Raw genomic sequence first — 23,689 nt, 5'->3', positions numbered from 1 at the left:
CTCGCTGATTTTTGTATATGCCCTCTCAGGTCCATCTTCGTTATCTTCGTTATATATCCGTTGCCCTCTCCGCTAACCGACCGGAGTTAGCCCTTCACTGCGCCCACCGTAAGGCCTTTGATGAAATAACGCTGGAAGAATGGATATGCCAGTACAATTGGACCAATACCGACAACAGCCATCGCCATTTGCAGTGTTTTATTCGGCAGATTCAGCAATCCGCCCTGTGACGAAATCTGTGAAGAGACATTGGAGTTGGATGTTAAATATTGAATATCGAGCAGCGTCCGGTACATGAGGTACTGAAGGCTGATCGTTCGGTTATCGGATATAAAAATCATGCTAAGATACCAGTCGTTCCAGTAATTCAATGTGCTGAACAGCGCAACGGTCGCCATCACCGGAAGGGAGAGCGGAAGCACGATACGTGTAAACGTTCTCAGTTCACCTGCTCCATCAATCCGTGCCGATTCAAGAATCGATACCGGAATGGAATTGGCGAAGAAGGTCCGCATGACCAGTACAAAGAACGGTGATAGCAGCAGCGGCATGATCAATGCCAGAATCGAGTTTTTCAAATCCAGCACGTTCACATAAACGAGATACCAAGGAACCAGCCCGCCATTGAACAGCATAGTGAAAAAGATGAAAAAGGCGAACCACCCGCGATACGGCAAATCCCTCCGGGAAAGCGGGTACGCGTACAGTGCAGTCAACGCCACACTCGTTATCGTACCTATCACGGTTACGATAATTGAAATGCCATAGGAGTGGATGATCTGATCCATGTCTTTGAACAGAAACTCATAAGCAGTCAGGCTAAACTTCTCCGGAATCAGCTTATATCCGTTCGCAATAACCGTCGTCTCGTCCGAGAATGAGATCGCGAAGACAAGCAGGATCGGCACGATGCAGGCAATGGCATAGAAGATAAACATACCGTGTATGATAGACGCGGAACGCCGCGACACAGCTAATGGATCACGTGATTTCACAGCTGGCTTGCCTCCTCTCAAAATAATGCATTATCTTTGTCCATTCTCCTTACGATGGTATTGGATACAAGCACAAGTACAAATCCGACAACAGCCTGATACAGCCCGGCTGCCGAGGACATCCCGATATCTCCCCCTATGAGGAAGGTTCGGTATACATACGTATCCAGAACGTTCGTTACCGGGAACAGTGCACCCGATTCCAGTGGAACCTGATAGAACAGACTGAAATCCGCGTAGAAAATACGACCGATCTGCAGCAATGTCATAATGACAATCAGCGGGACGAGAAACGGAACGGTAATGAAGCGAATCTGATGCCACTTGCTCGCGCCATCCAGTACGGCCGCTTCATAATATTCCTCATCGATGCCTACGACGGCTGCCAGATAAATGACGGCGTAATAACCGATATTCTTCCACGTATTCACCAGCGGCAAAATGTACGGCCAGTACTTGGGCTCTGAATACCAATCAATTGGTTGTCCGCCAAAGAGCTGAAGAATCGTCGAGTTCATGAAGCCCGAATCCTTGCCGAGAAAGGCGAGCACGAGATAACTGACGACGATCATCGACAGAAAATAAGGAAGCAGCATGAGTGACTGATACAATTTGGACATCGCCTTGTTCTTCACTTCATTCAGCAAAATGGCAAGCCCTACACCTACAAATAAATTCAGCGCAATAAATACGGTGTTATATGCGAGCGTATTACGTGTGATCTCCCAAGCATCGCTGGTGGAAAACAAATACTTGAAATTATCCCAGCCGCTCCACGGGCTGCCCCAAATACCGTCGGCATAGTTTACATTTTTGAAGGCAATCAGAACGCCGAACATCGGCATATAGTTGTTCACCAGCAGAAACAGAATGCCTGGCAAAAACATGAGATACAAAACCTTGAATTTACCTAGATTGTACAGGACAGACTTTCGTTTTCGAACCGGTATATCCGATATGTCCCTTCCATCCGATAGACGTGCTCCCTTACCCGCCTGGGGTTGTGTCTTCATAACTTGTTCTCCCTCACTCCTCTTGAATTTCATCCTCAGGATGAAACACCGCTGTGTCTCCTGTGGTTCAAGTATACGGCGGGGCGTTCACGTCCACTATCTGCTGTGGTGACCTGTTCACTTATCAAATTATGACTTTAAGGCACCAATAAACAAAAGACGCAGCATGCTGCGTCAAATCTGTACCGTTCGGGACTGTTTACGAAACTCCTGGGGTGTAATACCCGTGCACTTTTTAAACATCTTCGTAAAATGAGAGTAGTTGTAGTACCCCACCTTGCCTGCGATATCCGTCACCTTCACGGTAGATTGGGACAACAAGGTCTTCGCTTTGGCTACTCTGCGCTGGAGAATGAATTCGGAGAGCGACATGCCCTTTTCTTTACGAAACAAGCGGGACAGATAGGCTGGATTAAATCCGGCAAAGGACGCAAGTTCTTCTCGCATCAGCTCTTCACCAATATGATTTTCAATGTAGATGCATAACTGGTCCACAATGGTCATTGGACTGTGATCGTCCGGGTACAATACCGGGATAGCACGACTGATCAGGTCTGATGTCCACTGCTTCAGTTGGGGCAATGAACGAGTCACAACGCTTTCTTCCGGTTCTCGTTCGCTAGGGTACAGGCTGCGTACGGATACATTTTTCTGATGGAGCAGCGGGTAGATCACATGCAGCATTGCATGATAATACAGGTGGAGAATTTCTGGTGACAGCCGCTCCTGGGCAGCCAGTAATTCAAAGATTTCATCGACACGTTCGCGCAGGTCATCAAACTTCCCCGTTTCGAACAGGATGGACAGCTCGGAAAACCACGGTATGGGCAGAAAGCGATCCTCCGTATCTCGGCCCACTTCGTCATAGATGAAGACCCCTTCAAGCTCGTTAATATTGCGACGCTCCATGTCCATCAGCTCATTCAGCATACCCTGAAGATCCGTAACTGCCACCGGAACTCCAACATAACAGGATAATCGGCAATAAAAATAATTACTGCACTCCTGAATATAGCTCTGACATCCTTGCGCCAATTCACTCGTCGTTGGTACGATACCGTCCTGTTCGTATGCAAGCACAATATTCAGTCCACTGTGGTCCTGAAACACTTCGCCGGGTTTGTCACCAAGCAGCATTTCCTTGGCAGCATTGCGGAGCGCATATTCCAGCACCTCCTCATCACGCAGGTCGAAGTCTCGCACCCATTCTTCGACGGATATGACAATCGGCAGCACACGCACTTGCGGATCAATCTCGGCTCCGTACACCTCGGCCAGTTCCTGAAGCCTTTGATGGGTTAAGGTTACCCGTTGTGAGAGGGCATCTTTCCAGAAACGCTCGGTCAACAGCGGTTTATGCGTTTGCCAGCGTTTGTACACGGTCTCATATACTTCATTGGTGCGGGAACGCAGCTCCCCGTCCTTAATTTTGTCCATTGCCTGGTTCACAACCTTAAGCAGCTGGTCTGCGGGAGCAGGCTTCAGCACATAATCGAAGCTGTTCAGCTTGATTGCGGTTTGGGCATAATCAAACAGGGCGTGCCCCGTAAGAAAAATAGTTAACATCCCGGGATCATGCTTTAACACCCAACTCTGCAGATCCAGTCCCGTCTCACCCGGCATCTCAATATCACAGATCATAATATCGATGGGATGGGTTTTTATCAGCAATCTCGCTTCTTCGGCATCCCCAGCACTGAACACCTGGTCAATTCCGGCCAGGCCCCAGTCCACCCCTTCCACCATCGCTTGCAGGGCATATACTTCATCATCCACGATCAACAGGTTCCGCATAGGCTCTCCCTTCTTCCTCTTCCGTCTGGGCGGGCATATGAATAACGACTGCTGCCCCTCCTTCAGTCTGATTCCTGAATTGCAATCCGGCATGTTCGCCGTATTTCACTAACAGCCGATGGATAACGTTCCAGATGCCAATGTGCTGCCCACCCGGAGCTTCGGCGTATTGCCCCTGCTGCAGTCGCTCCAGTATTGCTTGTTCAAAGCCAACACCGTTATCCGTAATGGAAAGTTGAAGTACCGAATCAATTTCATTTTCGATATGTGAATCAGACCCAGATAACGTTTTCGTTTTCCGGGCAGTTATGCGTATAACAAAAGGCTCTGTGCGCCGCTGAAAGCCATGAATGATGGCATTCTCCACAAAAGGCTGAATCGTTAAGGGCGGCAGCACATAATGCCCGAGATCCGGGCCAACATCCAGAGCGAACTCCAGCTTGTTTGGAAACCGCAGCTTCTGAATCTCCAAATAATGACTGATATGTTCCAGTTCTTCATCCAATCGAATAACACGTTTGCCTGCACGCAGGCTGAACCGGAAATAATCCGCTAGGTGACCAGCCATCTGCTGTACAAGCTCATGCTTTTGCAATGAAGCCAGGCTATGAATGATATTCAAGGAATTCAGATAAAAGTGAGGATTGATCTGCATCTGCAATTGTTTGAACTCTGCTTCCCTCGTCCGCAATTGCTCCTCATACACATCAATCTTCAGATGCTGGATTTCACTTGTCATCTGATTGAAGCTGTGCGTGACAAACTCCAGTTCAGATGAAGCCGGCGTCTCCAGCCTCACATCAAGTTCCCCTCGGCTAACCCTTCTCATCCCGCGTATGAGCACATTCATTGGACGGAACAAAAGCTGCCTGAGAAAAATCATCGCTGTAATCAGGATGACCGCTGCACCAATCGGAAGCAGGCGAATGATCTGCTGAAAAAATGGCAGGTTTCGCATCATATCCTCCTCGGGCAGCAGGACAATATAATTCATCTCAGACATTGCTGAGGGAATTCCCAGCATCAGGTACTGACGTGCACTGCCAGTGGATGTCACTTCAGAGATCACCTGGTAGGGATTATTTAACCCAGTGATATGGGCTGCGGCCAGCTTGATTTGTGCCGAGTTCAGGGCTGAATTGGACAAGGCCCCACCATCCGCTCCTACGATGACGGCTCCTCCCCGGTTACCGGATTCGGTAAATTGCTCGGGGTGATTCAGTGCATTCATGTCTACAAGCGCCCCTGCATAGAACTGAGCGTTGATCCGTACCGTTTTGACCAAGGCATTCCATGTGCCCCCCCGAACGATGCTCCACTCCGGCTTCTGGATTTCCCCCTCGAGTTGCTGCATCTGAACCGGCATACTCTCCTGAACAATCGACATTTTGACATCATAATTGCCTGAGGTAGCGAGCAGCAGATCATCATTTACGGCATCGTACAGAAAAAATGAATCGATCAGATTATAAAATCCGATATCGGTCATGAATTTGTTCATAATGCGCTGCTTCGCAATAATATAATCCCCGCTGCCGTATTTGAGAAAAAACAGGGAAATAATATCCGGGTCACGCTCGCCCAGACTGTATAAATAACGATTGGTCTCCTGCAGCACGCGCTCGTTCTGCTCCACACTCTTCGCCAGATGATTCATATTGGTGAGAGACACTTGATCACGTACCACTTTCATGGCGTATACGTTGTTGTAATAAAGCAGCATGAATAGTGGCAGCATGATCAAGGTCAGACCCACAATAAACTTAAAGCGCAGTGAACGGATAAAATTCATGAATTCCCGCCCTTTTGTCTAATCTGATTTGAAGTTCTTTTGCACAACATTGTAACCGCTATCAAAAAACAGGCAATTCCTCCTGTCTTCTGATGCTCCACCTCTGTATTTCTTCCATCTTCTTCCTTATAATAGCATGTTTATTGTAGTCATACTTGGTTATGTCTGTCTATGTAGTTCCGTGACCTGTCAATATCACTTCTGGTGACTTGCACTTGGCTTACAGTACGTGTACAAGGCTCCATGCTCTAATAAGTTCTCCATCTGTAAAAAGAATCCTGCTCCCTACTCCACGAACGCCCGGTGATGACATGCATACGATATATCACTCCTTGGGTTGACACCAGGGATGGAAGGAGGCATGTCCGATGAATATTCAACTTGTCCCATTGCATTATGTATATCTGGCTTTTATCGTATTGATTATCGCCGTCATGGTTCGTCGTAGAGATACAACCATCATTTGTGTCGCAGGTATTATGACCATCGGATTTCTGGCGACTGAAACATTAAGCGGATCGGTATCCGGAATCTTCAGCAGTTTTATCTATGCAGCCAAGGAGCTGCTCGGCACTATTTTTATCATCTCAATCATTGTCGCGATGAGCCGGGTGTTAATCAGGACGGGAATCAATGAAGTTATGGTGAAGCCGCTCACCCGGTTCATCCATTCTCCACAGGTCGCGTACTGGGGAATCGGATTCATTATGATGATTGTATCGCTGTTCTTCTGGCCTTCACCTGCCGTTGCTCTGGTTGGGGCTGTACTTCTTCCAGTAGCGGTACGAGTCGGACTTCCACCTATCGGCGCCGCCATTGCCATGAATTTATTTGGGCATGGAATCGCCTTATCAGGGGATTACATCATTCAAGGTGCACCCAAACTGACGGCTGATGCAGCAGGACTCCCCGTTACCTCCGTCATGACTGCAAGTATCCCGCTTGTCATAGTGATGGGAACGGTGTCTACCGTAACGGCATTCTGGATGTTGCGCAAGGAGATGAAATCAGGCTCTACCGTTAAACTTGGTGATCCAGTCTTGGGTGAAGCAGCAGCTGCCCTTCCACCTTCATTAGATTCTGCGCCCGTTTCGGGGGGGCCTTCTGTTCAACATCAACCCATGCCGCGCCGTCTGCAAAAGACATTCGCTCTGATCATCCCGTTGTTATTCGCTGCGGATGTCATTCTGATGTTTTTACTTCAACTTCAAGGCGGGGATGCCACAGCTTTAATTGGTGGAACAGCTGTGCTCATTCTGATCGCCGTCTCCCTTGCCGCGCATCGTCATTCAGGTCCGGAAGAAACAACAAACTATTTAATTGAAGGATTCCAGTTCGGATTCAAGGTGTTTGGTCCAGTCATACCGATTGCCGCTTTCTTTTATCTGGGGGATGCTGCGATCACAGAGCTGTTCAACAACCCGCTGCCTGCTGGTTCACACGGTATTGTTAATGATTTGGGGGTAGCTCTTGCCGGGTTGGTTCCACTGAATAATACGGTAGGCGCTATTACGATGACGGTGACCGGAGCGGTCACGGGAATGGATGGTTCGGGGTTCTCAGGGATATCCCTGGTCGGCTCCATTGCGTCTATGTTTGCAGGTTCGGCAGATTCCGCACCTGTACTGACGGCACTGGGTCAGGTCGCCGCCATATGGGTAGGCGGTGGGACCTTGATTCCATGGGCCTTGATTCCAGCTGCTGCCATCTGCGGGGTCAGTCCATTTGAACTGGCACGCCGCAATCTGAAGCCAGTATTGCTGGGATTAACAGTGACTACAATTGTGGCTATCTTTCTGATCTAATCGCGGAAACCATGCTATTCGAACTGAAAGGACGTACGCAGGTGAGCCCAGGACCAAAGCTCATCCTTACTCATTCCGGCCAGATGTAGCATCTCCTCATAGGGGTCTCCCTGAAGTCCCAGTACTGCAGCGAATGCAGGCTCCGTCTTCAAGCCTCCCAGCTTTAGTTTGCGAATCTCCCGATGTCCTGCTGCGCCCCAAAGTTGCAACAATTCCCACTCTACCCGCATGTGAAGATAGGCATTCTGACTGCGTACAGATACGGACTGAGCGAAAATCTCTATAGGCCAGTTTCCAATATCCACACAACAGGTCACATAAGGAAGCTGGCCGGCACGGCCGTCCCCCCGGTCACATCGAAAACCTTGCATTTCCCTTAGTTGACGGTGCAATAGGGTTTCAAACGCTTCCAAATCCGCTGCCTCACATAATAGATCAAGATCACTTCCAGGGATATCAATATCAATCGGCACAGTTCCAGCCGGATAAGGCTGGTAAGCACCCAATATGCTTAATAATCCGCTAGATTGCAGCACATCATAAGCATCCTGCTGACGCTCGTTACCCGAGGCCAGATGTGTCATTACATCCGCAGTTGTAATCATGTTACAACCTCGGGCACCGGCTCATTCCGACGCTCCTGTAACGACTTGTTTCACACGGCCCACCTGTCCATTAGTCAAACGCACTTTAATTCCATGCGGATGTGTGGGCGATTTGGTTAATAAATCCTTCACGATTCCACGTGTCAGCTTGCCTGTAGGCTGATCTTGCTTGAGCACAATATCCACTTCAAGCCCCGGTTTGATATTTACTCGTTGTTGTCCGTTCATGGGTTTCCCTCTCCTCTTCAACGTATTCCATGTCATGCAGCCATAATTCACAAAGCTTCATCTATTGTAGACGTTTTGGATTGAAAACGAAAGCCATGTGCAACGTTCAAAAACTGAACTAAACGGTCATTCCGTATTTGAAGAGGGATCAGAGGATTTGCTTTTCATCCTTTTCAGAGCTGATCGATACACTTCATCTGCACTCTCTTCAGCTTTATTCGTATCCGTTAATACCGCTTCCTCATCTACTTCAGCAGGTTTGCGGAAATGAAGCAAGGCTTGGCGGTAAGCTTTATCACCGTCTGTCGTCTGCGTCTCTCTTATATGAGGTGAAGGAGGCACTTCCAACGTGGAATCCATCTGGTGAATCTCCGTTTGCCTGCGCTCCTCATGTTCTAAAACCTCTGTATGCTCGGCCTGTTCGCTAATTCGATCTTCCTTCCGGGCATGATCTTCTTCATGGAGCAGGACAGGCCCTTCTTCCACCTCTGCTATTTTGGAAGCTCGTGCTTCTGCAGCCTTGCGGGACGATCTGGAGTTATAAATCATCAGAAACACAACCCCAATAACAACGATTACCGCCAAAATGATCAACATGTGTGCATCCTCCTTATCATCCGCCTGTAGGCAACCTTAATCAATATATTGGTGCCCTATTCTGCGAATAATATTTCACCTTGTTTCGTATAGAGCGACAAAGTAGCGGGAATGCTCCAAACAGGATTGTCAACAGAAGACTTTCAGAACCGATTAAAGAGAAGATTCAAAGAAAACCGAATTGAGGAGGAGTGATCAGCATGAATTCACGTGCCATTTTGATCAATATCATCGTTATACTGGTGATTTTGGGAGCCGGGGCAGCCGGGATCTACTATTACAACCAATCCACCAGCTACGTTAAAACCGATAATGCGCTCGTAACCGGGCAGCCTATCTCCGTGGCTTCCGCAGTAAGTGGTGAGCTTCGATCCTGGAAAGGCAAGGTAGGTACAACATTTAATGCAGGCGATACCGTCGCCACTGTCTCCGCTGCGGGCAAATCAACATCCGTGACGATGCCTGTTGATGGCACCATTGTACAACAAACCGCTGTCGAAAATTCGCTCGTATCCGCAGGTACGCCCCTCGCACGGGCCTATAATTTCAATAATTTGTACGTGACAGCCAATGTCGACGAGACCGCGATTGATAAGATTAAAACCGGTCAGATCGTAGACGTGTATGTCGACGCTTTTCCAGACACCACTTTGACGGGCAAAGTAGACCAGATCGGACTTGCTACTGCATCCTCCTTTTCGCTATTGCCATCGTCCAATACGAATGCAAATTACACCAAAGTAACACAAGTCATCCCGATCATCATTACGATCGAAGGATATAAAGGACTGGGTGTGGTTCCCGGCATGAGCGCTACCGTGCGCGTTCATATCTAAGGCTGCTGATGGAAAATCAAGTGCCACTTGGAAAAACCATCGCTGTCCTGCTGCTCGGCGCATTTATCGCCATTCTGAACCAGACTTTGCTCAATGTAGCCATCCCCCATCTGATGAATGATTTTAACGTCTCGGCAACGACCGTGCAGTGGCTGTCTACAGCCTACTTACTGGTGAACGGGGTACTCATTCCGATTACCGCCTACTTGATCGAGTCGTTCGGGACCCGCAAATTATTCGTGACCGCGATGCTGTTATTTACGCTGGGTTCGTTGATCTGTGCCATCAGTCCTGGATTTACGGTCATGCTCATCGGTCGTATCGTACAAGCCAGTGGGGCCGGGATTATTATGCCTTTGGTTATGAATGTGTTTCTGACTGTTTTCCCTCCAGAGAAACGGGGAACGGCCATGGGCACGATGGGTATTGCCATGATGTTTGCCCCGGCTATTGGTCCAACCTTATCCGGATGGATCGTGGAACATTATACATGGCGGATTCTGTTCTATATGGTCATTCCGCTCGCCTTGCTTGATATTTTGTTTGCCTTCATCTGGCTAAAAAATGTGTCCAAGCTTACTTCACCGAAATTTGACGGGTTTGGGGCGTTATTCTCCACGATTGGTTTCGGCTTTCTGCTCTATGGATTCAGCTCTGCCGGAGATAAAGGCTGGACCAGCGCAACTGTGCTGTTGACATTGATTATCGGTGTGCTCTTCATCGTTTTCTTTGTCCTCAGAGAGACGGCCATGAAGAACCCTTTGCTGGAATTTCGTGTATTCAAATACGATATCTTCACCATCTCGACGCTGGTCAGTGCAACGATTAACATGGCACTCTTTGGCGGAATGCTGCTGTTACCGATCTATCTGCAAAATATAAGGGGATTCTCTCCTCTGCAATCCGGTTTGTTGCTCCTGCCAGGCGCATTGCTAATGGGCGTCATGTCTCCTATCTCAGGTGCCCTGTTTGACCGGATCGGCTCTCGCCCCCTCGCCATTGTCGGTTTGATCATTACCGCCATCTCCACCTTTGAGTTTAGCAAGTTGACGGGGGAGACACCCTACGGTCACATTATGATGTTATATACGTTCCGTAGTTTCGGGATGTCCATGCTTATGATGTCTGTCCAGACAGAGGGGTTAAACCAATTACCGCCTCATCTCACAAGCCATGGGACGGCCATGTCCAATACGGTCAGGCAGGTGGCAGGTTCAATCGGGACCGCTTTGCTTATCACCGTGATGGCGACACGTGCAGGCATTCATTTGGCGGATTACAGCAACACGGTCACTACAACCAATGCTGCATTGACCGAACAAGTCGGCATGCTCGGTGCTCAGATGGCTACCGCGGCTGGAATGCCGCCTGAGCAAGGTTCCAGTCTCGCATTACAGCAGCTCTATGGTATTGCTGTTCAGACGTCAACAATTGAAGGCATTAATGATGCTTTCATTGTAGCAACCTGGATTTCGATCATTGGTCTGTTTCTATCGCTGTTCCTGCGACGGGCGCGCTCCCGTCCTCGTAAAGTCAAGCCTGAGCGCTGAATTTCACTGGCAACCCAATACCCTATATACACCTGGGGATAACAGTGATCGGAAGGTTGTTCTGTCATCGGAGTGGCAAGTGTAAATATTCTTTAGTTCAATTTATATATTGAAACGATAAAAAAACCGCAGTCTCTTCATCAGAGACCTGCGGTTTTTGGCTTGAACTATGGATGCTGAGGTAAGGATGAATTGTCATCCTTGGCAGCCTCTCTCGCCTTGACGGCCAGTAGTTCCGATACGGTTACAAAACGATATCCCTGCTCCTTGAGCTTGGGCAAAATCGTTTTGAGCGCCGTTATCGTCTGCGACTTGCCATCCACCTTATCATGAAACAGAACGATATCCCCGTTACGTGCGTTCTTCAGCACTTTGTTCACAATGGCTGATACACCTGGTGAAGCCCAATCACGTGTGTCCTGATGCCAGGACCATAACACGATCGTATAGCCTTGCTGCTTGGCGACCTGAATGACCATGTCATTGTAATAGCCTCCCGGTGGCCTGAACAATGTGGGGCGCTGCGCCCCTGCTCCAACAATGGATTTCTCCGCTATGTTTATTTCATGGCTGTACTTATCCGCCCTTGTTGATCTGACCGCGTACGTATGTGCATACGTATGATTGGCGATTTCATGTCCTTCCCGCTGCTCCTGCTTGATCAGTTCAGGAAACTTTTCGGCCCATTTGCCAAGTACAAAAAAAGTGCCTTTAGCCTGATACTGCTGTAGCAAAGCCAGAATCTGCGGGGTTTGGACCGGATCTGGCCCATCATCAAAGGTCAGTGCGATGAGTTTGTCATGCGTGGGAACCTCCCACACAATCTCTCCCCGTTCCTCATAATACTGTCGATTCTTCTGCACAGGTTTCGCATAGGCAGAACTGCTGCCAAGCAAAATAATCAGCATACACAATCCGATGCATCGGGCTGCCTTCAGGTTCATGTTAATGTCCTCTCTTTATCTTCAAACGTAAACTCCCTGTTAGCATCTCCCGATTCACCAGAACTATTTAATGAAATATCTGATTAATGAACTGCCGTTCCACAATTGTACAAATTCTAATGATCAAGTGTTTTTCAGCGCAGTGGCTTCCACATCATTGATGAATCGGCGGAGTTTTGCGGCCACCTCGCGGTTGATTTCACCCTTTTCGTACAATTGCTGTATGGTATTACGCTGCTCCTGCATCGCCACCATTTGCAATTCCAGCTTATCCTGATCAAATGGATCTTCGGTTTTGCCCTGATTCCAGGTACGCAATTTGGCAATGACCCGTTCATATCTGGAGATGACCGAAAGAGCTACAATCCGGTTACTGTCGTTCATATGGGCACGGATCGCCTTGATCGCCGCTTCCGAGGTTCGCATCTTCACTTGACGGAACAGCTCCGCATTCTCGATCATAAACGGCTGATCCGGTTTCCGTGAACGATGGGTAAACACATGTCCAAACACTCGCCCAATTTCACTGAGTGAGAACATCATCTGGGTATTCGTACGATTCGCAAGCATCATTTCCTTACGATCCAACCAGCTGTTACATCTAAAGGCCGCTTCCGAAGCAATTACATTTTCGTCCATCATATTCTCGATTTCCTTGCGTTCAGCCCGGGTTGCGATGAGATTAATTGCTGTTTCCTGTTTCAAAATATCCTTGCGCTTTCCGGCAGTAAGCTCGCCAGCCGCTTGCCTGATATATTTTGACAGATCAGAAACTACAGCAAGCGCAGCAGCTTTGTTCTCGTCGTTCATTTCCGACTTGACTGCGCGAATAGCGGCGTTCAACATAATATCCTGTGCTTTTTTTTCCGTCGTTTGCGGCGCACCTTCCTCCGCTTTTTCTTCGTTCTTCGCAAGAATAGGAAGGAACACACTTGCAGCAATCAGAGTGAACAGAATCACACCTGCCGCCAGGAAAATGATCAGATCCCTTTCAGGAAAAGGAGACCCATCCTGAAGAACATAAGGAATGGAGAATGCCCCCGCCAGTGTTACAGCCCCTCTCACACCTGAAAGGGTAATAATCGTAATCTCTTTCAGTCGGGGCTTGCCGCTCGACAACTCCTCACCGGAATTTTCATTTCCTTTCCAGAACAGATAGATCCAGACGAAACGAAGGACCAACAATAAGATTGAAATTAGGCCCACATAGCCGAGTACTTGCAAGTTATCAAATGAAACATTTTCGAAGATGGTACTCAGCACATCCGGGATCTGTACCCCAAGAATGACAAAGACCAAACCGTTCAAAATAAATAAAATCACAGACCAGGTGCTGGCAGACACGACCTGCATCTTCAGTTGTACAGACTCTGTCCGGTCACGCTCAATGGCGTGAATGATCCCGCCAGCGACTACCGCCAGAATGCCCGAAACCCCGACCTCTTCACTCACAAGATAAATAACGAATGGTGTTAAGATTTGCAACAGCATATGAATGGTCACATCTTCCATTCCCAACCGCCGAATCCAGACACCCAATCGGATCAACAGTAAGGATAACAAGGCACCAATCAACAACCCGCCAATCGCGATAAGTATAAAACTGAATGACGCCTGAGCCAGGGAAAATACACCCGTGACCGTGGCGGCAATCGCAAATTTGAATGCAACCAGACCGGATGCATCATTCATTAATGCTTCTCCCTCAAGAAGCCTATGTATGCTCTTGGGCAAATGCACACGACCTGCCATGGCGCCTACAGCCACAGCGTCTGTCGGGGACAGTATTGCCGCGAGTGCAAAAGCCGCAGGTAGTGGAATGGTTGGAATAAGCCAGTGTATGGCGTACCCCGCAACAACAACCGTAACAAATACAAGGCCCAAGGCCAACAACAGGATGGGCGCTCTTAGATTCCACAGCTCGTGCCTAGGCGTTCGCTTCCCGTCGTTGTACAGCAACGGAGCGATAAAGAGCACGAAAAACAATTCCGGATTCAGTGGCAGATGCACACCCGCAGGTAATAGTGCTATGGCTACACCAAGAACAATCTGAATTAGCGGAATGGGAATAAAGGGTACAAACCGGTTCAAAATATTCGATAAACCGATCAATACCAGCAAAACAAGCACGGCAATGAAAAGTTCCATGATGACAATCCCTTTCCGAGTAATAAAGTGGTGAAACCTTTTTTGTATAGCCTTATTTTAACATAAACCAAAGTTGATTATAAAAATATTGTCATATTCAATACCCGCCAAAAGCGATTGGACCAATAGCCTGGTTGAAGATTTCTGATTGGTTCTGTTTATAAGATGTTACAATATGCTCAGGACAATACCCGTTTGGAAAGGAACTTGGTGTATATGGCATTTGGAATTAAACGACAGGAGCTGGCCGAGTGGAAAGAACGTGTATCTCGTGGCGAACTTGCCTATCTCACTCATTTTTGGATTGACAACCGTTTTCCGGGCATGACCAGTGTGACCAAAGTGGGCTGTGCGGATCTGAATCGGCTTGAACATTGGTGCGCGGAACATGGACTGGACCCACGATACATTCATCGGCGTCAGCCTTTCCCCCATTTTGACCTGCTCGGTAAAAAACAAAAGGAAATTCTCATTCAGGAAGGCCTGACCGACCACATTCAACGCTTCCATCTCTGATTGAAAAAATAAAACGCCAGCCTTCAAGGTTTCAAGTCTCAAAACGGACTCAAATTCTTGAAGACTGGCGCTTTACACACTCATATTTAGCGATGTGTCTGCTCCAGTGCTTTCATTTTTTCCAGCAGTTTCAACTCAATCTTCTTCAGCATGCCGAACATCTGCAGTTGTTCCTCTTCCGTAAGCGCCTGCAAAAGTTCCCACGTCATTCGACCGCGATTATTAATCAACGTTCTTGCAAGCTGCTTCCCATCTTCCGTTAAGGACAACCATACAATCCTTCGGTCCTCTTCGCTGCGCACCCGCTGGATCAGACCTTCGCTCTCCAGTTGATTCAGCACAATTGTGGTTGCTCCTGAAGATAGACTAAGTTGTCTTGCCACATCTACAGCCATGCAGCGCTCTTCACGTAAAATCATGCCCAATATATGACTTTTCGTCGGATTCAATTTGCAGTTTGTTTCATTCTTTTGCTGCTGATCCAATACCTTATTTTTATATCTGAAGAAGGCCTCCAACAATTGATCGACATTTGCCAATTGAGAGTTTCGCTCCGTGTCCGGGCTCATAAACGTTCCTCCTACCTTTGATCATTAACCTACCTTATATTGTAACATATTTGTACTATTTTGTTTGTGAAAAATGCGCTTGTTTCCCAAAACCCTTTACTTGTCTGTAAAGTTCATGCTTATTTTGCGGTTTCATGTGACAAGCTACCTTATAGCATGAACAGATAACCACACAAGGAGGAATCAAGCAATGAACATTTATATTGTTTTCGATAGTGAAGGCGGGCATACACGGGCGCTCGCCGAATCGATTGCTGCTGGCGCAGCCAGCGTACATGGTGCAACCGTTCATTTGCATTCCACAGAAGAAGCCGACATCTACAAGCTGGTGGAAATGGATGCCATTATTTGGGGCTGCCCCGGCCATTTCGGCTCCATCAGCTCCGGGTTGAAAAAGTGGATCGACAAGCTGGGTTACCTGTGGGCTGAAGGCAAACTTGTAGACAAAGTTGGCGCGGTGTTCTGTACCATCGCCACCGAGCACGGTGGACTGGAGTCAACCTTGATTCATTTGCTGACACCTATGCTTCATCAGGGGATGATTATTACCGGCCTGCCTGGAAACTTTGCAGATAACGCTCTATATGGCTCCTATTATGGTGTTGGGGTGACTTGTCCGGTGGACAGTGATGATCTGCTGAGCGAACAGGGCATAGCATTGGGTAAAGCTCTGGGAGAACGCGTGGCTCGCATAACCAACCGATTAATCACATAGAAATCAGAGTAGTTCCCCATAAAAGAAGAAATTGCTGTTCTTATCAAGCCTGCGCACATAAGCTGTGAAGGATTACTGCAGGCTTGAATTCCCCTCACTACAGAGAAATAGAATGACTCTATTGCAAAATTGGATTGGATTTGTTTATAATAACGTATATCTTTAAAGTTACTTTTAGTTACTTAATGATTTTTATAAATCTGTTATTATAAAGTAATACAATATCCATCCATTATATTGCAAGGGAATTTTACACATGAATCAAAATTCGCATTTAAAAACTGATGTTTGTATTGTGGGAGCTGGCCCCGGAGGGGCTCTACTTTCATTCCTGCTGAAAAGGCAGGGAATATCTACCATTTTGATTGAGCGCCAGCCGCACCTGCTTAAGTCATTCCGCGGGGAAGTGCTTAATGCAGATGGTGAGGCTATACTGAAAAAGCATGGATTATACCCTGCTGTCACCCAGCGCGGCGTGCTTCCCCTGGAGCAAATTCAATATTGGGAGAATGGCCAGATCATTCACACCATTTTTCCTGGAGAGCAAGAATCCCATGTGGGCATTCATGTGCCGCAGGATCATCTGCTGGAAGTCATCGTGTCACAATCACAGAAGCAGGAAAACGAACAAGTTCTTTATAATACGATTATGACTGGATTGCTGCGAAATAAGGCTGACAAGACGATTGGCATCAATATTCGGCAAGAAGGACGGCCTGCTTCCATTGAAGCAGCTGTTATTGTTGGTGCGGATGGCAGATATTCAGCTGTACGCAAACATGCTGGTCTGACCCCGGAGGCCCGTAAACATGGGTACGACCTGTTATGGGCTCGAATTCCTGCTCCAGCAGGCTGGGAACCTGCTGTTCGGATGGCGAGTATGGACGGTCAGCAGTTAGCGTTATTCTCACAATTCGGAGGTTTCGTGCAGATCGGATGGAACATTCCGCAAGGGTCCTTCTCCAAGCTGCGGGAACAGCCTTTCGCTCCCTTTGTACAGAAACTGGTTGCAGCCTTCCCCTGCCTCGCTGATTCGGTAGCTGCACATATCCAGACCTGGAGTGATTTTGTTTTGTTATCCGTAGAGAGCAGTTTCGCTGAATCGTGGGTGCAGGACAATGTGGTTTTGCTTGGCGATGCCGCTCACACCATGACTCCGACGGGTGCTTTTGGATTAAATGCAGCATTGGAAGATGCGGATGCGCTCGCTGAACTGCTCATTGAAATGGCAGCCAATCAGTTCACTTCCACTGAACGTTTACATGAGCTTCAGGCCAGCCGTGAAGAAAAAGTGAAGCAGCAGTTGGCCAGACAACTGGAAATGGAGTCTTCGTTCCAGCAGCGGTACGAATCTTTTCTATAATGGAGCGTGTATTCACTCACAGCGCCTATAATCAAACAGCCGACTGTTCCTGGGGGGGAATAATCGGCTGTTTTCTTCTTTTATGGGCTAACCTGCGTGTATCCATCCGTGAACCTGATTTCCAAATGGTATGTCTGAAAAATTTTAAAAAAACGTAACAGGAATCAGGCTTCCCTACCATTCATGGCGCTTACCTTTAGCTCATTCATAGGTAGAGACAGCTTATCAGGATGACGCAATCTCACCGTACGGCTCTCACCAGGGAGAAGATCGAAATAGTTATCACTGAAACGAACGCGACCAAGGGGCAGCTCGAGCTTCACCAACCGTGCAATTGCACCAATGGCCGTAACCGATACGGATTGTTCCTCTTCGTTCACATGCACACTGAGCTGCGCTGGAAGCAGGTTAACATCCTTCGGATCACGTAAGAAATATCGATTCAGTGGCGCAGTGAAACCTTCCGCGACCAATTCAACCAACACTTCTTCTGCCATTCTGCCTCTCAATACTTCCGCTTCGCTCATCTCGGCAATGCGAGTAGCGCATTGTGAACCTGTCTCTACATGATGTGAGCTGGAATATACTTTTTCCCCATTCAGTCCATAGACATTAAGTCGAAGCTGTCCCCTCAGCGTCTCCCGTGTATCATTCACGACCCACAACGTAAGAGGCTCACCCGGTTCATGTTCCAGAGACAGTAGTATCGGATGAAAGAATACTTTTCCATAATAAAAGGAGGCCTTCGGCAGCAGCTCGTAGTCAATCATCGACCAACTTGTGCCTGGCCAGCTATCATTCAGCTGCCACACAAGCGCTCCACTATTGCGGTGATTAATTCGCCGGAAATGTTCAATACCGTACCGTAGTCCTTCCGCCTGTGTCAGCATCGAGTAATTCATGTATTCCTCAATATTTTGCGGAATGCCTGTATAACCTTCCATTAGAAGAATGCCTTTCTGATGATTGGTATCCTTATTCCGATAGGCCATTTCGGGGCTTCCCCAATAGAACTGCCCTGCGGGCATGTTTTTCTCCAACGTGTAGCGGTTGGCCGAGGCATGCATGCCGAATTCACTGCTGAACAGGGCATTATCCTTTTTATAATTTTTGAAAGTCACGCCCTCAATACTGTAGTCCAGCAGTGGCGGCTCGCCGTGTTTACGGGGATAGACGGAACCATGCCATACCTGCCAGTTATGACGATCCCCCACATCCGGATCATTGGCATCATTGCCGTGACTGTTCCCATACGGTGAGGAAGGCCAGTATGGACGAGATGAATCCAGACGCTCCAGCACTTCCGGGATCAGCTCATGGTAGATCAGCTCTCCATAGAAGGGGCTGGTAATATCTCCACTGGCAGACTTCATGTCATAAAGCCAGTCAATTTCGTTATTGCCACACCAGAGTGCAAGCGAAGCACGATTGCGCAGGCGCAGGACATTATTTTCAACTTCATCCCGTACATTGTTCATGAACTCCCGATTGAAGTCTGGGAATAAGGCGTTGGCAAAAGCAAAGTCCTGCCACACCAGTATGCCTTGCCGATCACATTCATCATAGAAGATGTCCTTCTCATATATACCGCCTGCCCAGACACGCAGCATATTCATATGCCCTTCCACGGTCAGCTCGATCAGCTCACGATACCGGGAGGCAGGAATGGCACCAATCAGATGGTCGGCTGGAATCCAGTTGGCTCCCTTTGCGTACACCCGCACTCCGTTCAGGATAAACGTAAACGCATCCTCACCCTGTTCATTATGAAGTGCTAGTTCAATGGTTCGTATACCGTAAGGCTCGTTGTATTGATCCACTTCCACTCCATCCGCCAATAGAGTAACTTCCAGCCTATACAAGTAAGGCTCACCCAAATCATGCGTCCACCATAATTGCGGTGAATCCAATTTTAGTATTGTATCTGCGAGACCATTTTTCACAACGACTTCAGCAGACCGTGCCACTTCCTGACCACTCGCATCCAGTATACGTATATCACATGACAAAACCACAGCTTTTTCACGTTTGTGTCTGCTGCGAAAAGACAATACAGACTTCACATCAGCAGTGACATGGACAGTCGCTTGCTGCTTGCTCACTGATTCGGTACGTGCAAATACGTTCTCCAGCTTTGCGATTGTTCGTCTTTCCAGCCGCACCCTGCCCCAGACTCCTACAGTGACCATCCGTGGTCCCCAGTCCCAACCGAAATTCATCGCAGCTTTGCGCAGCCAAGGCCGTTCCTTCGTATACGAAGACCAGTCGAACGTTTCCTTGTCTCTGTGATGCAGATAAAGGGGGTCGAACTTGACCGCTATGGCGTTCCAGCCATTACGAACCAGTGTCGTCACATTGAACGTGTGGGACATGAGCATATTAGCCGTTTTTCCAATTTCATGTCCGTTCACATATACGGTCGCGAACGTATCCAAGCCATCGAAGACCAATTCGAAATATTCCTCCGCTTCCCCATCTTTTACCAGATTGAAATTGGTGCGACACCACCATTCCTTCTGCTCGATCCAACGACTCTTGGCATCGTTATGCCCATAGTAGGGCGGATCAATGATGCTGCGTTCAACAAGAGCAGTGTGCACATCCCCTGGCACCTCCGCTCCAATCCAGAATCGATCATCCAGCGCTGCTGCTGCAACATCCATGGCCCGCTTTTCCCCGACCTCGAAATGCTGAATCTTCCATTGTCCTGACAAATCCTGACTTAAATTATTCATCTTCACGCCTGCCTCACTCCCCAGTTTGCTTGGTAATTAAATATCGAAAACGTTTGCAAAAAAATATGTGCGTTCGCTACTTTCCTCTGCTAACCTTTAATGTTCAGAAGTCTTGTACGACACTGACTCCTCACGATACTCGCTCGGAGTCATGCCCGTATGTTTTTTGAACAGCCTGCTAAAATACTTAACGTCCTCGTATCCGCTGATGGCGGCCACTTCACTTACTTTCGCGGGGGAAACCGCCAGCATGTCCATCGCGCGCCGAATTCGCATGCTTGTTACAAAATCGCCAAACGTGACGCCAGTTTCCTTCTTAAACAGTTCACTGAGATGACCCGGATGCAGATGAACCTGACCTGCGACATGTTGTAGGCTAAAATCCTGTACCGATCCGGATTCCATATAAGCAATAGCCTTCTGTACATGGGTAGTCCGTCCTTGCCCCATCTCGCTGTGATAGGTATGCATCAGTTCATATAAATGATGAAAAAGCAGATCCCGAAGTTCACCAGCATCGGCATTCGAGTCTGGCCTCCATGGTTCGAACCGTTCCAGGTCGTCTCTTCCAATGGCACGCATGGTACGAATCAACCAACGCTGTCCTGCATTCACCGCAGCATGCAGACAGGCATTGAAAGACTCTGGCGTTACTTCGGGGTCCATCAGGAGTGCATCCACCAGTTTTCGTGTCCATGTGGTCAGCATAATTGAATCATTATCCATTAACAATGTTCCCAGCGTGGTTTCTTCCTCATGTTGAAGGACGGTTTTACCTCCTATGCGGTGTAAAACGTCTTCATATTGCCATATCCTATCCTCAAGTAACCCATGGTAACGATATGCGAAGGACGCCGTTCGGTAGCTCTCATGCAGAAGCTGGACCTCCATGCAGGGTCTACCTACTGCTGCACGCAAAGTACATTTCAACAATTGCTCTATCCGCGTTACCGCAATGCTCAAAGTAAAGTGGAAATCCTGTTCATATGGGGGAAGCTTTACAACACAGATAATCCGGTCCTTTTGAATGTGTGCAATTGCACCTGGCAGAACATCCTCCAGCATATTTTGCACGGCAAAGTTCAGCAAAGCAGCCGAGGAACGATTCCACCCCGCAGCTTTCAAGATCAGAATCTGTCTCTGCATATGCTCCATGTCTGATGGAAATTCGGATTGCCCAGTCATTCCGGATTGGAGAAATCCAGGACAAGGACTAGATTCCACGTCTCCCTCAATGATCCATTCAGCGAACAAGCGCTGTTTGTTCTCTCGCAGCAGCTGCCCTTCTCTTGATTTCTCAGCCCAACGTTCGCTAATCCGTTGTTTGGCCTGAAGCACCGTCTTGATAATTTCTTCCGGCTTACTCGTCTTAAGCAGATAATCTGTGACACCTTGACGAATCGCTTGCTGAGCGTAAGAGAAGTCATCGTATCCCGACAAAATAATGACCTCGAGTTCCGGCAGCATGTGCAGCCCTTCCTCTGCCAGTTCAAGCCCCGTCCTTCCCGTCATCCGAATATCAGTCATCAAAATATGCGGCCTCTCCTCAGCCATGCGTGTTAAAGCCTCTTCTGCCGAGGCTGCTGGTGTAAGCAGCTCAATCCCCAGTTCATTCCAAGCGATTACACTGGCAAGCCCTGTGCGAATAATGACTTCATCATCAACAATCAGTAATCTCATGGCGATTCCTCCAAGATTGGAATGGAAAATGAAATTCGGGTTCCACCTCCGACTCGGCTGTCCACTTCGAGCTGCGCCTCAGCTCCATAATGAAGCAGCAGTCTTTCGTTCACATTGCGGAGCCCGTAGCCCCCTTGCTTCATAGGCTCTTTTTCCGTCCGATGGTGGTTTGAGTAATGTTGCTCTTCCTCATCCAATGACACCAGGCTGCTTCTGACATATTCCAGTCTGTCCCGCCCCATGCCAGCCCCGTCATCCAGAACAAGTACACTCATTCGTTCCTGTTCTTGCCGAATCATGATCGTAATTGTGCCCATACCCGCTTTCGGCTGAATTCCATGAATCATGGCATTTTCGACGAGTGGTTGGAGCAGCAGTTTCAGCATCATTCGCGGTTCAAGTGCCGGATCAACAATATAATGTACGGCGAACTTGTCGGGAAAACGGATGGACTGCACACGAACATAATGGCGAATGTGGGTAATTTCCTGCCCTACAGGACAATAATCCCTACCCTGATTCAAGCTGATACGCAAAAAATCACTTAATCCCTCGACCATCTCTGCGATCCGCTTTTCCTCAGACATCAAGGCAATCCAGTGGATCGACGAAAGGGTGTTATACAGAAAATGAGGATTGATCTGCGCCTGAAGTGCTCTGAGATCAGCTTCCTTCTTGCGGGCTTCACCACGGATAACCTCTTTTTTCAATATCTCAATATGTGCACCGAGCAAATTATAGCTCTCTCCCAGCTTGCCGATTTCATCATCACTTTCCGATCGGAATAGGGGCAGCGGTCGATCCGGGTCCATTCGGGACAGATGTCTTGTAAGCACTCGCAGCGGCCTTGTGATTCGTCGCACCGTAAACCAGACAAGTCCTGCACTGATCGCAGCAGACAGGCTCACTGCAACGGCAGTGAGGATAAGAATATAACCGTTTTCGGACTTATACTGATCATAGGGAACCGTTCCGGTCAGCGTCCAGCCTGTCAGCTGTTCCGGATAATACAGCAACGTACGTTTCTCATCGCCGCTGCCATATGTAGCGGTTCCCCTTCCTTCTTGTTGAATCAGCGTTTGTACCTCAGGCTCAATCTTCTCCAATGACTGTCCAAGACGGGATTTGTCCATGGAAGACAAAATCTCTCCAGTGGAGCCGATCAGTTCAAGTCGACCTTCACCCTTACCCAGTCCCAGCGCCGCCCATCCTTTCGAGATAGCCTTTTCATCGAGACTGATCGCCAGCCATCCGATGGGGCGATAATCATGAATACTGCGAATGGGTCGAACCAAGGTGATTACATTTTGGATACCAGCATAATTCTGAACCGGATATACGCCAGTCCAAGCTTTAACTGCATCCCCATGCGGAGCAGGAGGATACGATACATTGGATGATTCATACCAAGTAGCCGTAGAGAGAACCGCATCAAAACGATCCGGATAGATGGCAATGTTGGCAATATATTTTTTGGAAGCAGCCAGATTGGTCATCCTGCCCAAAATATCCACACGCTCCTGCACATCGTCCTCATCGCTACTTAAATACTGCTGAATGTCTCTTTCTCCAATCAGAAAAATCGATAGCGTCTCGACATCCTGCAGCATATAACGCAAATTCGCTTCCACCTGCTTCAGTGTGTCCATGCCCGAAAGCTTTGTTTTTTGTTCTGTGATGCGGGAAGAGATGAGAAAGGCGAACAGCCCCAGTGCCAGCAGCGGCACAATCATGGAAGCCGTAACCACGACGGACAACTTCCGCTGCAGTGAAGATGTTAGCCAGCGTCCCACACCTTTTCCTC

19 protein-coding genes are annotated in these 23,689 nt (G+C 48.2%); 6 read left to right on the top strand and 13 right to left on the bottom strand.

Annotated features, from left to right (window positions below; all coding sequences use genetic code 11):
- Nucleotides 1–86 precede the first annotated feature (86 nt).
- The 4 genes from P5G61_RS07155 to P5G61_RS07140 all read right to left on the bottom strand — a co-directional run bounded on the left by P5G61_RS07155 (nt 87) and on the right by P5G61_RS07140 (nt 5,594).
- Nucleotides 87–995 (bottom strand): carbohydrate ABC transporter permease, encoded by a 909-nt coding sequence (locus P5G61_RS07155; protein ID WP_024630098.1) that lies wholly within the window; start codon nt 993–995, stop codon nt 87–89.
- A 17-nt stretch (nt 996–1,012) separates the two neighbouring features.
- Complete coding sequence (locus P5G61_RS07150) at nt 1,013–2,008, bottom strand: ABC transporter permease (RefSeq protein WP_301245795.1); 996 nt, start codon at nt 2,006–2,008, stop codon at nt 1,013–1,015.
- A 174-nt stretch (nt 2,009–2,182) separates the two neighbouring features.
- Nucleotides 2,183–3,802, bottom strand: coding sequence for a response regulator transcription factor (locus tag P5G61_RS07145; protein WP_301245793.1), 1,620 nt, complete (start codon nt 3,800–3,802; stop codon nt 2,183–2,185).
- Nucleotides 3,777–5,594: a sensor histidine kinase gene (locus P5G61_RS07140; protein ID WP_301245791.1), complete on the bottom strand. Its 1,818-nt coding sequence runs from the start codon at nt 5,592–5,594 to the stop codon at nt 3,777–3,779. The genes P5G61_RS07145 and P5G61_RS07140 overlap by 26 nt, the downstream gene beginning before the upstream one ends.
- A gap of 368 nt (nt 5,595–5,962) precedes the next feature.
- On the opposite strand from P5G61_RS07140, the gene P5G61_RS07135 reads away from it, so the two are divergent.
- Nucleotides 5,963–7,399: a hypothetical protein gene (locus P5G61_RS07135; protein ID WP_301245789.1), complete on the top strand. Its 1,437-nt coding sequence runs from the start codon at nt 5,963–5,965 to the stop codon at nt 7,397–7,399.
- Nucleotides 7,400–7,413: 14 nt separating this feature from the next.
- Here the strand turns inward: P5G61_RS07135 and P5G61_RS07130 are convergent, their stop codons facing one another.
- The 3 genes from P5G61_RS07130 to P5G61_RS07120 all read right to left on the bottom strand — a co-directional run bounded on the left by P5G61_RS07130 (nt 7,414) and on the right by P5G61_RS07120 (nt 8,829).
- Nucleotides 7,414–8,004, bottom strand: a complete 591-nt coding sequence (locus P5G61_RS07130; protein WP_301245788.1) for a DUF4269 domain-containing protein — start codon at nt 8,002–8,004, stop codon at nt 7,414–7,416.
- Between the two features lie 21 nt (nt 8,005–8,025).
- Nucleotides 8,026–8,232 carry a YwbE family protein gene (locus tag P5G61_RS07125; protein ID WP_053783700.1) on the bottom strand — a complete coding sequence of 69 codons (207 nt, stop codon included), beginning with the start codon at nt 8,230–8,232 and terminating at the stop codon, nt 8,026–8,028.
- Between the two features lie 126 nt (nt 8,233–8,358).
- Nucleotides 8,359–8,829 (bottom strand): hypothetical protein, encoded by a 471-nt coding sequence (locus P5G61_RS07120; protein ID WP_301245786.1) that lies wholly within the window; start codon nt 8,827–8,829, stop codon nt 8,359–8,361.
- Between the two features lie 200 nt (nt 8,830–9,029).
- Between P5G61_RS07120 and P5G61_RS07115 the strand changes: the two genes are divergently transcribed.
- Both P5G61_RS07115 and P5G61_RS07110 read left to right on the top strand, forming a co-directional pair.
- Nucleotides 9,030–9,665 carry a biotin/lipoyl-containing protein gene (locus P5G61_RS07115; protein ID WP_079347148.1) on the top strand — a complete coding sequence of 212 codons (636 nt, stop codon included), beginning with the start codon at nt 9,030–9,032 and terminating at the stop codon, nt 9,663–9,665.
- A gap of 8 nt (nt 9,666–9,673) precedes the next feature.
- On the top strand, nt 9,674–11,215 hold the full coding sequence (locus P5G61_RS07110; RefSeq protein ID WP_079347150.1) for a DHA2 family efflux MFS transporter permease subunit: 1,542 nt from the start codon (nt 9,674–9,676) through the stop codon (nt 11,213–11,215).
- A gap of 167 nt (nt 11,216–11,382) precedes the next feature.
- Here P5G61_RS07110 and P5G61_RS07105 read toward each other — a convergent pair whose 3' ends face one another.
- Together P5G61_RS07105 and P5G61_RS07100 are read right to left on the bottom strand one after the other, a co-directional pair.
- On the bottom strand, nt 11,383–12,159 hold the full coding sequence (locus tag P5G61_RS07105; protein ID WP_301245783.1) for a polysaccharide deacetylase family protein: 777 nt from the start codon (nt 12,157–12,159) through the stop codon (nt 11,383–11,385).
- A 123-nt stretch (nt 12,160–12,282) separates the two neighbouring features.
- Complete coding sequence (locus tag P5G61_RS07100) at nt 12,283–14,307, bottom strand: Na+/H+ antiporter (RefSeq protein WP_301245781.1); 2,025 nt, start codon at nt 14,305–14,307, stop codon at nt 12,283–12,285.
- Nucleotides 14,308–14,523: 216 nt separating this feature from the next.
- Here P5G61_RS07100 and P5G61_RS07095 point away from each other — a divergent pair, with 216 nt between their 5' ends.
- Nucleotides 14,524–14,823: a hypothetical protein gene (locus tag P5G61_RS07095; RefSeq protein ID WP_301245779.1), complete on the top strand. Its 300-nt coding sequence runs from the start codon at nt 14,524–14,526 to the stop codon at nt 14,821–14,823.
- Between the two features lie 86 nt (nt 14,824–14,909).
- On the opposite strand, the gene P5G61_RS07090 is transcribed toward P5G61_RS07095, so the two are convergent.
- Nucleotides 14,910–15,392: a MarR family winged helix-turn-helix transcriptional regulator gene (locus P5G61_RS07090; protein WP_079347159.1), complete on the bottom strand. Its 483-nt coding sequence runs from the start codon at nt 15,390–15,392 to the stop codon at nt 14,910–14,912.
- 190 nt (nt 15,393–15,582) lie between these two features.
- On the opposite strand from P5G61_RS07090, the gene P5G61_RS07085 reads away from it, so the two are divergent.
- Both P5G61_RS07085 and P5G61_RS07080 read left to right on the top strand, forming a co-directional pair.
- Nucleotides 15,583–16,107, top strand: a complete 525-nt coding sequence (locus tag P5G61_RS07085; protein ID WP_053783691.1) for an NAD(P)H-dependent oxidoreductase — start codon at nt 15,583–15,585, stop codon at nt 16,105–16,107.
- A 256-nt stretch (nt 16,108–16,363) separates the two neighbouring features.
- Nucleotides 16,364–17,470, top strand: a complete 1,107-nt coding sequence (locus P5G61_RS07080) for an FAD-dependent monooxygenase (protein WP_301245773.1) — start codon at nt 16,364–16,366, stop codon at nt 17,468–17,470.
- A gap of 164 nt (nt 17,471–17,634) precedes the next feature.
- Here P5G61_RS07080 and P5G61_RS07075 read toward each other — a convergent pair whose 3' ends face one another.
- The 3 genes from P5G61_RS07075 to P5G61_RS07065 form a co-directional block, all read right to left on the bottom strand.
- Complete coding sequence (locus P5G61_RS07075; protein WP_301246002.1) at nt 17,635–20,205, bottom strand: beta-mannosidase; 2,571 nt, start codon at nt 20,203–20,205, stop codon at nt 17,635–17,637.
- A gap of 96 nt (nt 20,206–20,301) precedes the next feature.
- Nucleotides 20,302–21,885 carry a helix-turn-helix domain-containing protein gene (locus P5G61_RS07070; RefSeq protein WP_301245771.1) on the bottom strand — a complete coding sequence of 528 codons (1,584 nt, stop codon included), beginning with the start codon at nt 21,883–21,885 and terminating at the stop codon, nt 20,302–20,304.
- On the bottom strand, nt 21,882–23,678 hold the full coding sequence (locus tag P5G61_RS07065; RefSeq protein WP_301245769.1) for a cache domain-containing sensor histidine kinase: 1,797 nt from the start codon (nt 23,676–23,678) through the stop codon (nt 21,882–21,884). Before P5G61_RS07065 ends, P5G61_RS07070 begins: the two co-directional genes overlap by 4 nt.
- Between the last annotated feature and the right edge of the window lie 11 nt (nt 23,679–23,689).

It is taken from the genome of Paenibacillus vandeheii, from assembly GCF_030433635.1.
GTDB lineage: Bacteria > Bacillota > Bacilli > Paenibacillales > Paenibacillaceae > Paenibacillus > Paenibacillus vandeheii.
The sequence above is the reverse complement of the archived record's forward strand: the minus strand, read 5'-3'. Positions and strand labels throughout refer to the sequence as shown.

Coding starts and splice junctions, on each gene's coding strand:
- P5G61_RS07150 (WP_301245795.1), bottom strand. CDS start 2,008: ATGAAGACACAACCCCAGGCGGGTAAGGGAGCACGTCTATCGGATGGA.
- P5G61_RS07145 (WP_301245793.1), bottom strand. CDS start 3,802: ATGCGGAACCTGTTGATCGTGGATGATGAAGTATATGCCCTGCAAGCG.
- P5G61_RS07140 (WP_301245791.1), bottom strand. CDS start 5,594: ATGAATTTTATCCGTTCACTGCGCTTTAAGTTTATTGTGGGTCTGACC.
- P5G61_RS07135 (WP_301245789.1), top strand. CDS start 5,963: ATGAATATTCAACTTGTCCCATTGCATTATGTATATCTGGCTTTTATC.
- P5G61_RS07130 (WP_301245788.1), bottom strand. CDS start 8,004: ATGATTACAACTGCGGATGTAATGACACATCTGGCCTCGGGTAACGAG.
- P5G61_RS07125 (WP_053783700.1), bottom strand. CDS start 8,232: ATGAACGGACAACAACGAGTAAATATCAAACCGGGGCTTGAAGTGGAT.
- P5G61_RS07120 (WP_301245786.1), bottom strand. CDS start 8,829: ATGTTGATCATTTTGGCGGTAATCGTTGTTATTGGGGTTGTGTTTCTG.
- P5G61_RS07115 (WP_079347148.1), top strand. CDS start 9,030: ATGAATTCACGTGCCATTTTGATCAATATCATCGTTATACTGGTGATT.
- P5G61_RS07110 (WP_079347150.1), top strand. CDS start 9,674: ATGGAAAATCAAGTGCCACTTGGAAAAACCATCGCTGTCCTGCTGCTC.
- P5G61_RS07105 (WP_301245783.1), bottom strand. CDS start 12,159: ATGAACCTGAAGGCAGCCCGATGCATCGGATTGTGTATGCTGATTATT.
- P5G61_RS07100 (WP_301245781.1), bottom strand. CDS start 14,307: ATGGAACTTTTCATTGCCGTGCTTGTTTTGCTGGTATTGATCGGTTTA.
- P5G61_RS07095 (WP_301245779.1), top strand. CDS start 14,524: ATGGCATTTGGAATTAAACGACAGGAGCTGGCCGAGTGGAAAGAACGT.
- P5G61_RS07090 (WP_079347159.1), bottom strand. CDS start 15,392: ATGAGCCCGGACACGGAGCGAAACTCTCAATTGGCAAATGTCGATCAA.
- P5G61_RS07085 (WP_053783691.1), top strand. CDS start 15,583: ATGAACATTTATATTGTTTTCGATAGTGAAGGCGGGCATACACGGGCG.
- P5G61_RS07080 (WP_301245773.1), top strand. CDS start 16,364: ATGAATCAAAATTCGCATTTAAAAACTGATGTTTGTATTGTGGGAGCT.
- P5G61_RS07075 (WP_301246002.1), bottom strand. CDS start 20,205: ATGAATAATTTAAGTCAGGATTTGTCAGGACAATGGAAGATTCAGCAT.
- P5G61_RS07070 (WP_301245771.1), bottom strand. CDS start 21,885: ATGAGATTACTGATTGTTGATGATGAAGTCATTATTCGCACAGGGCTT.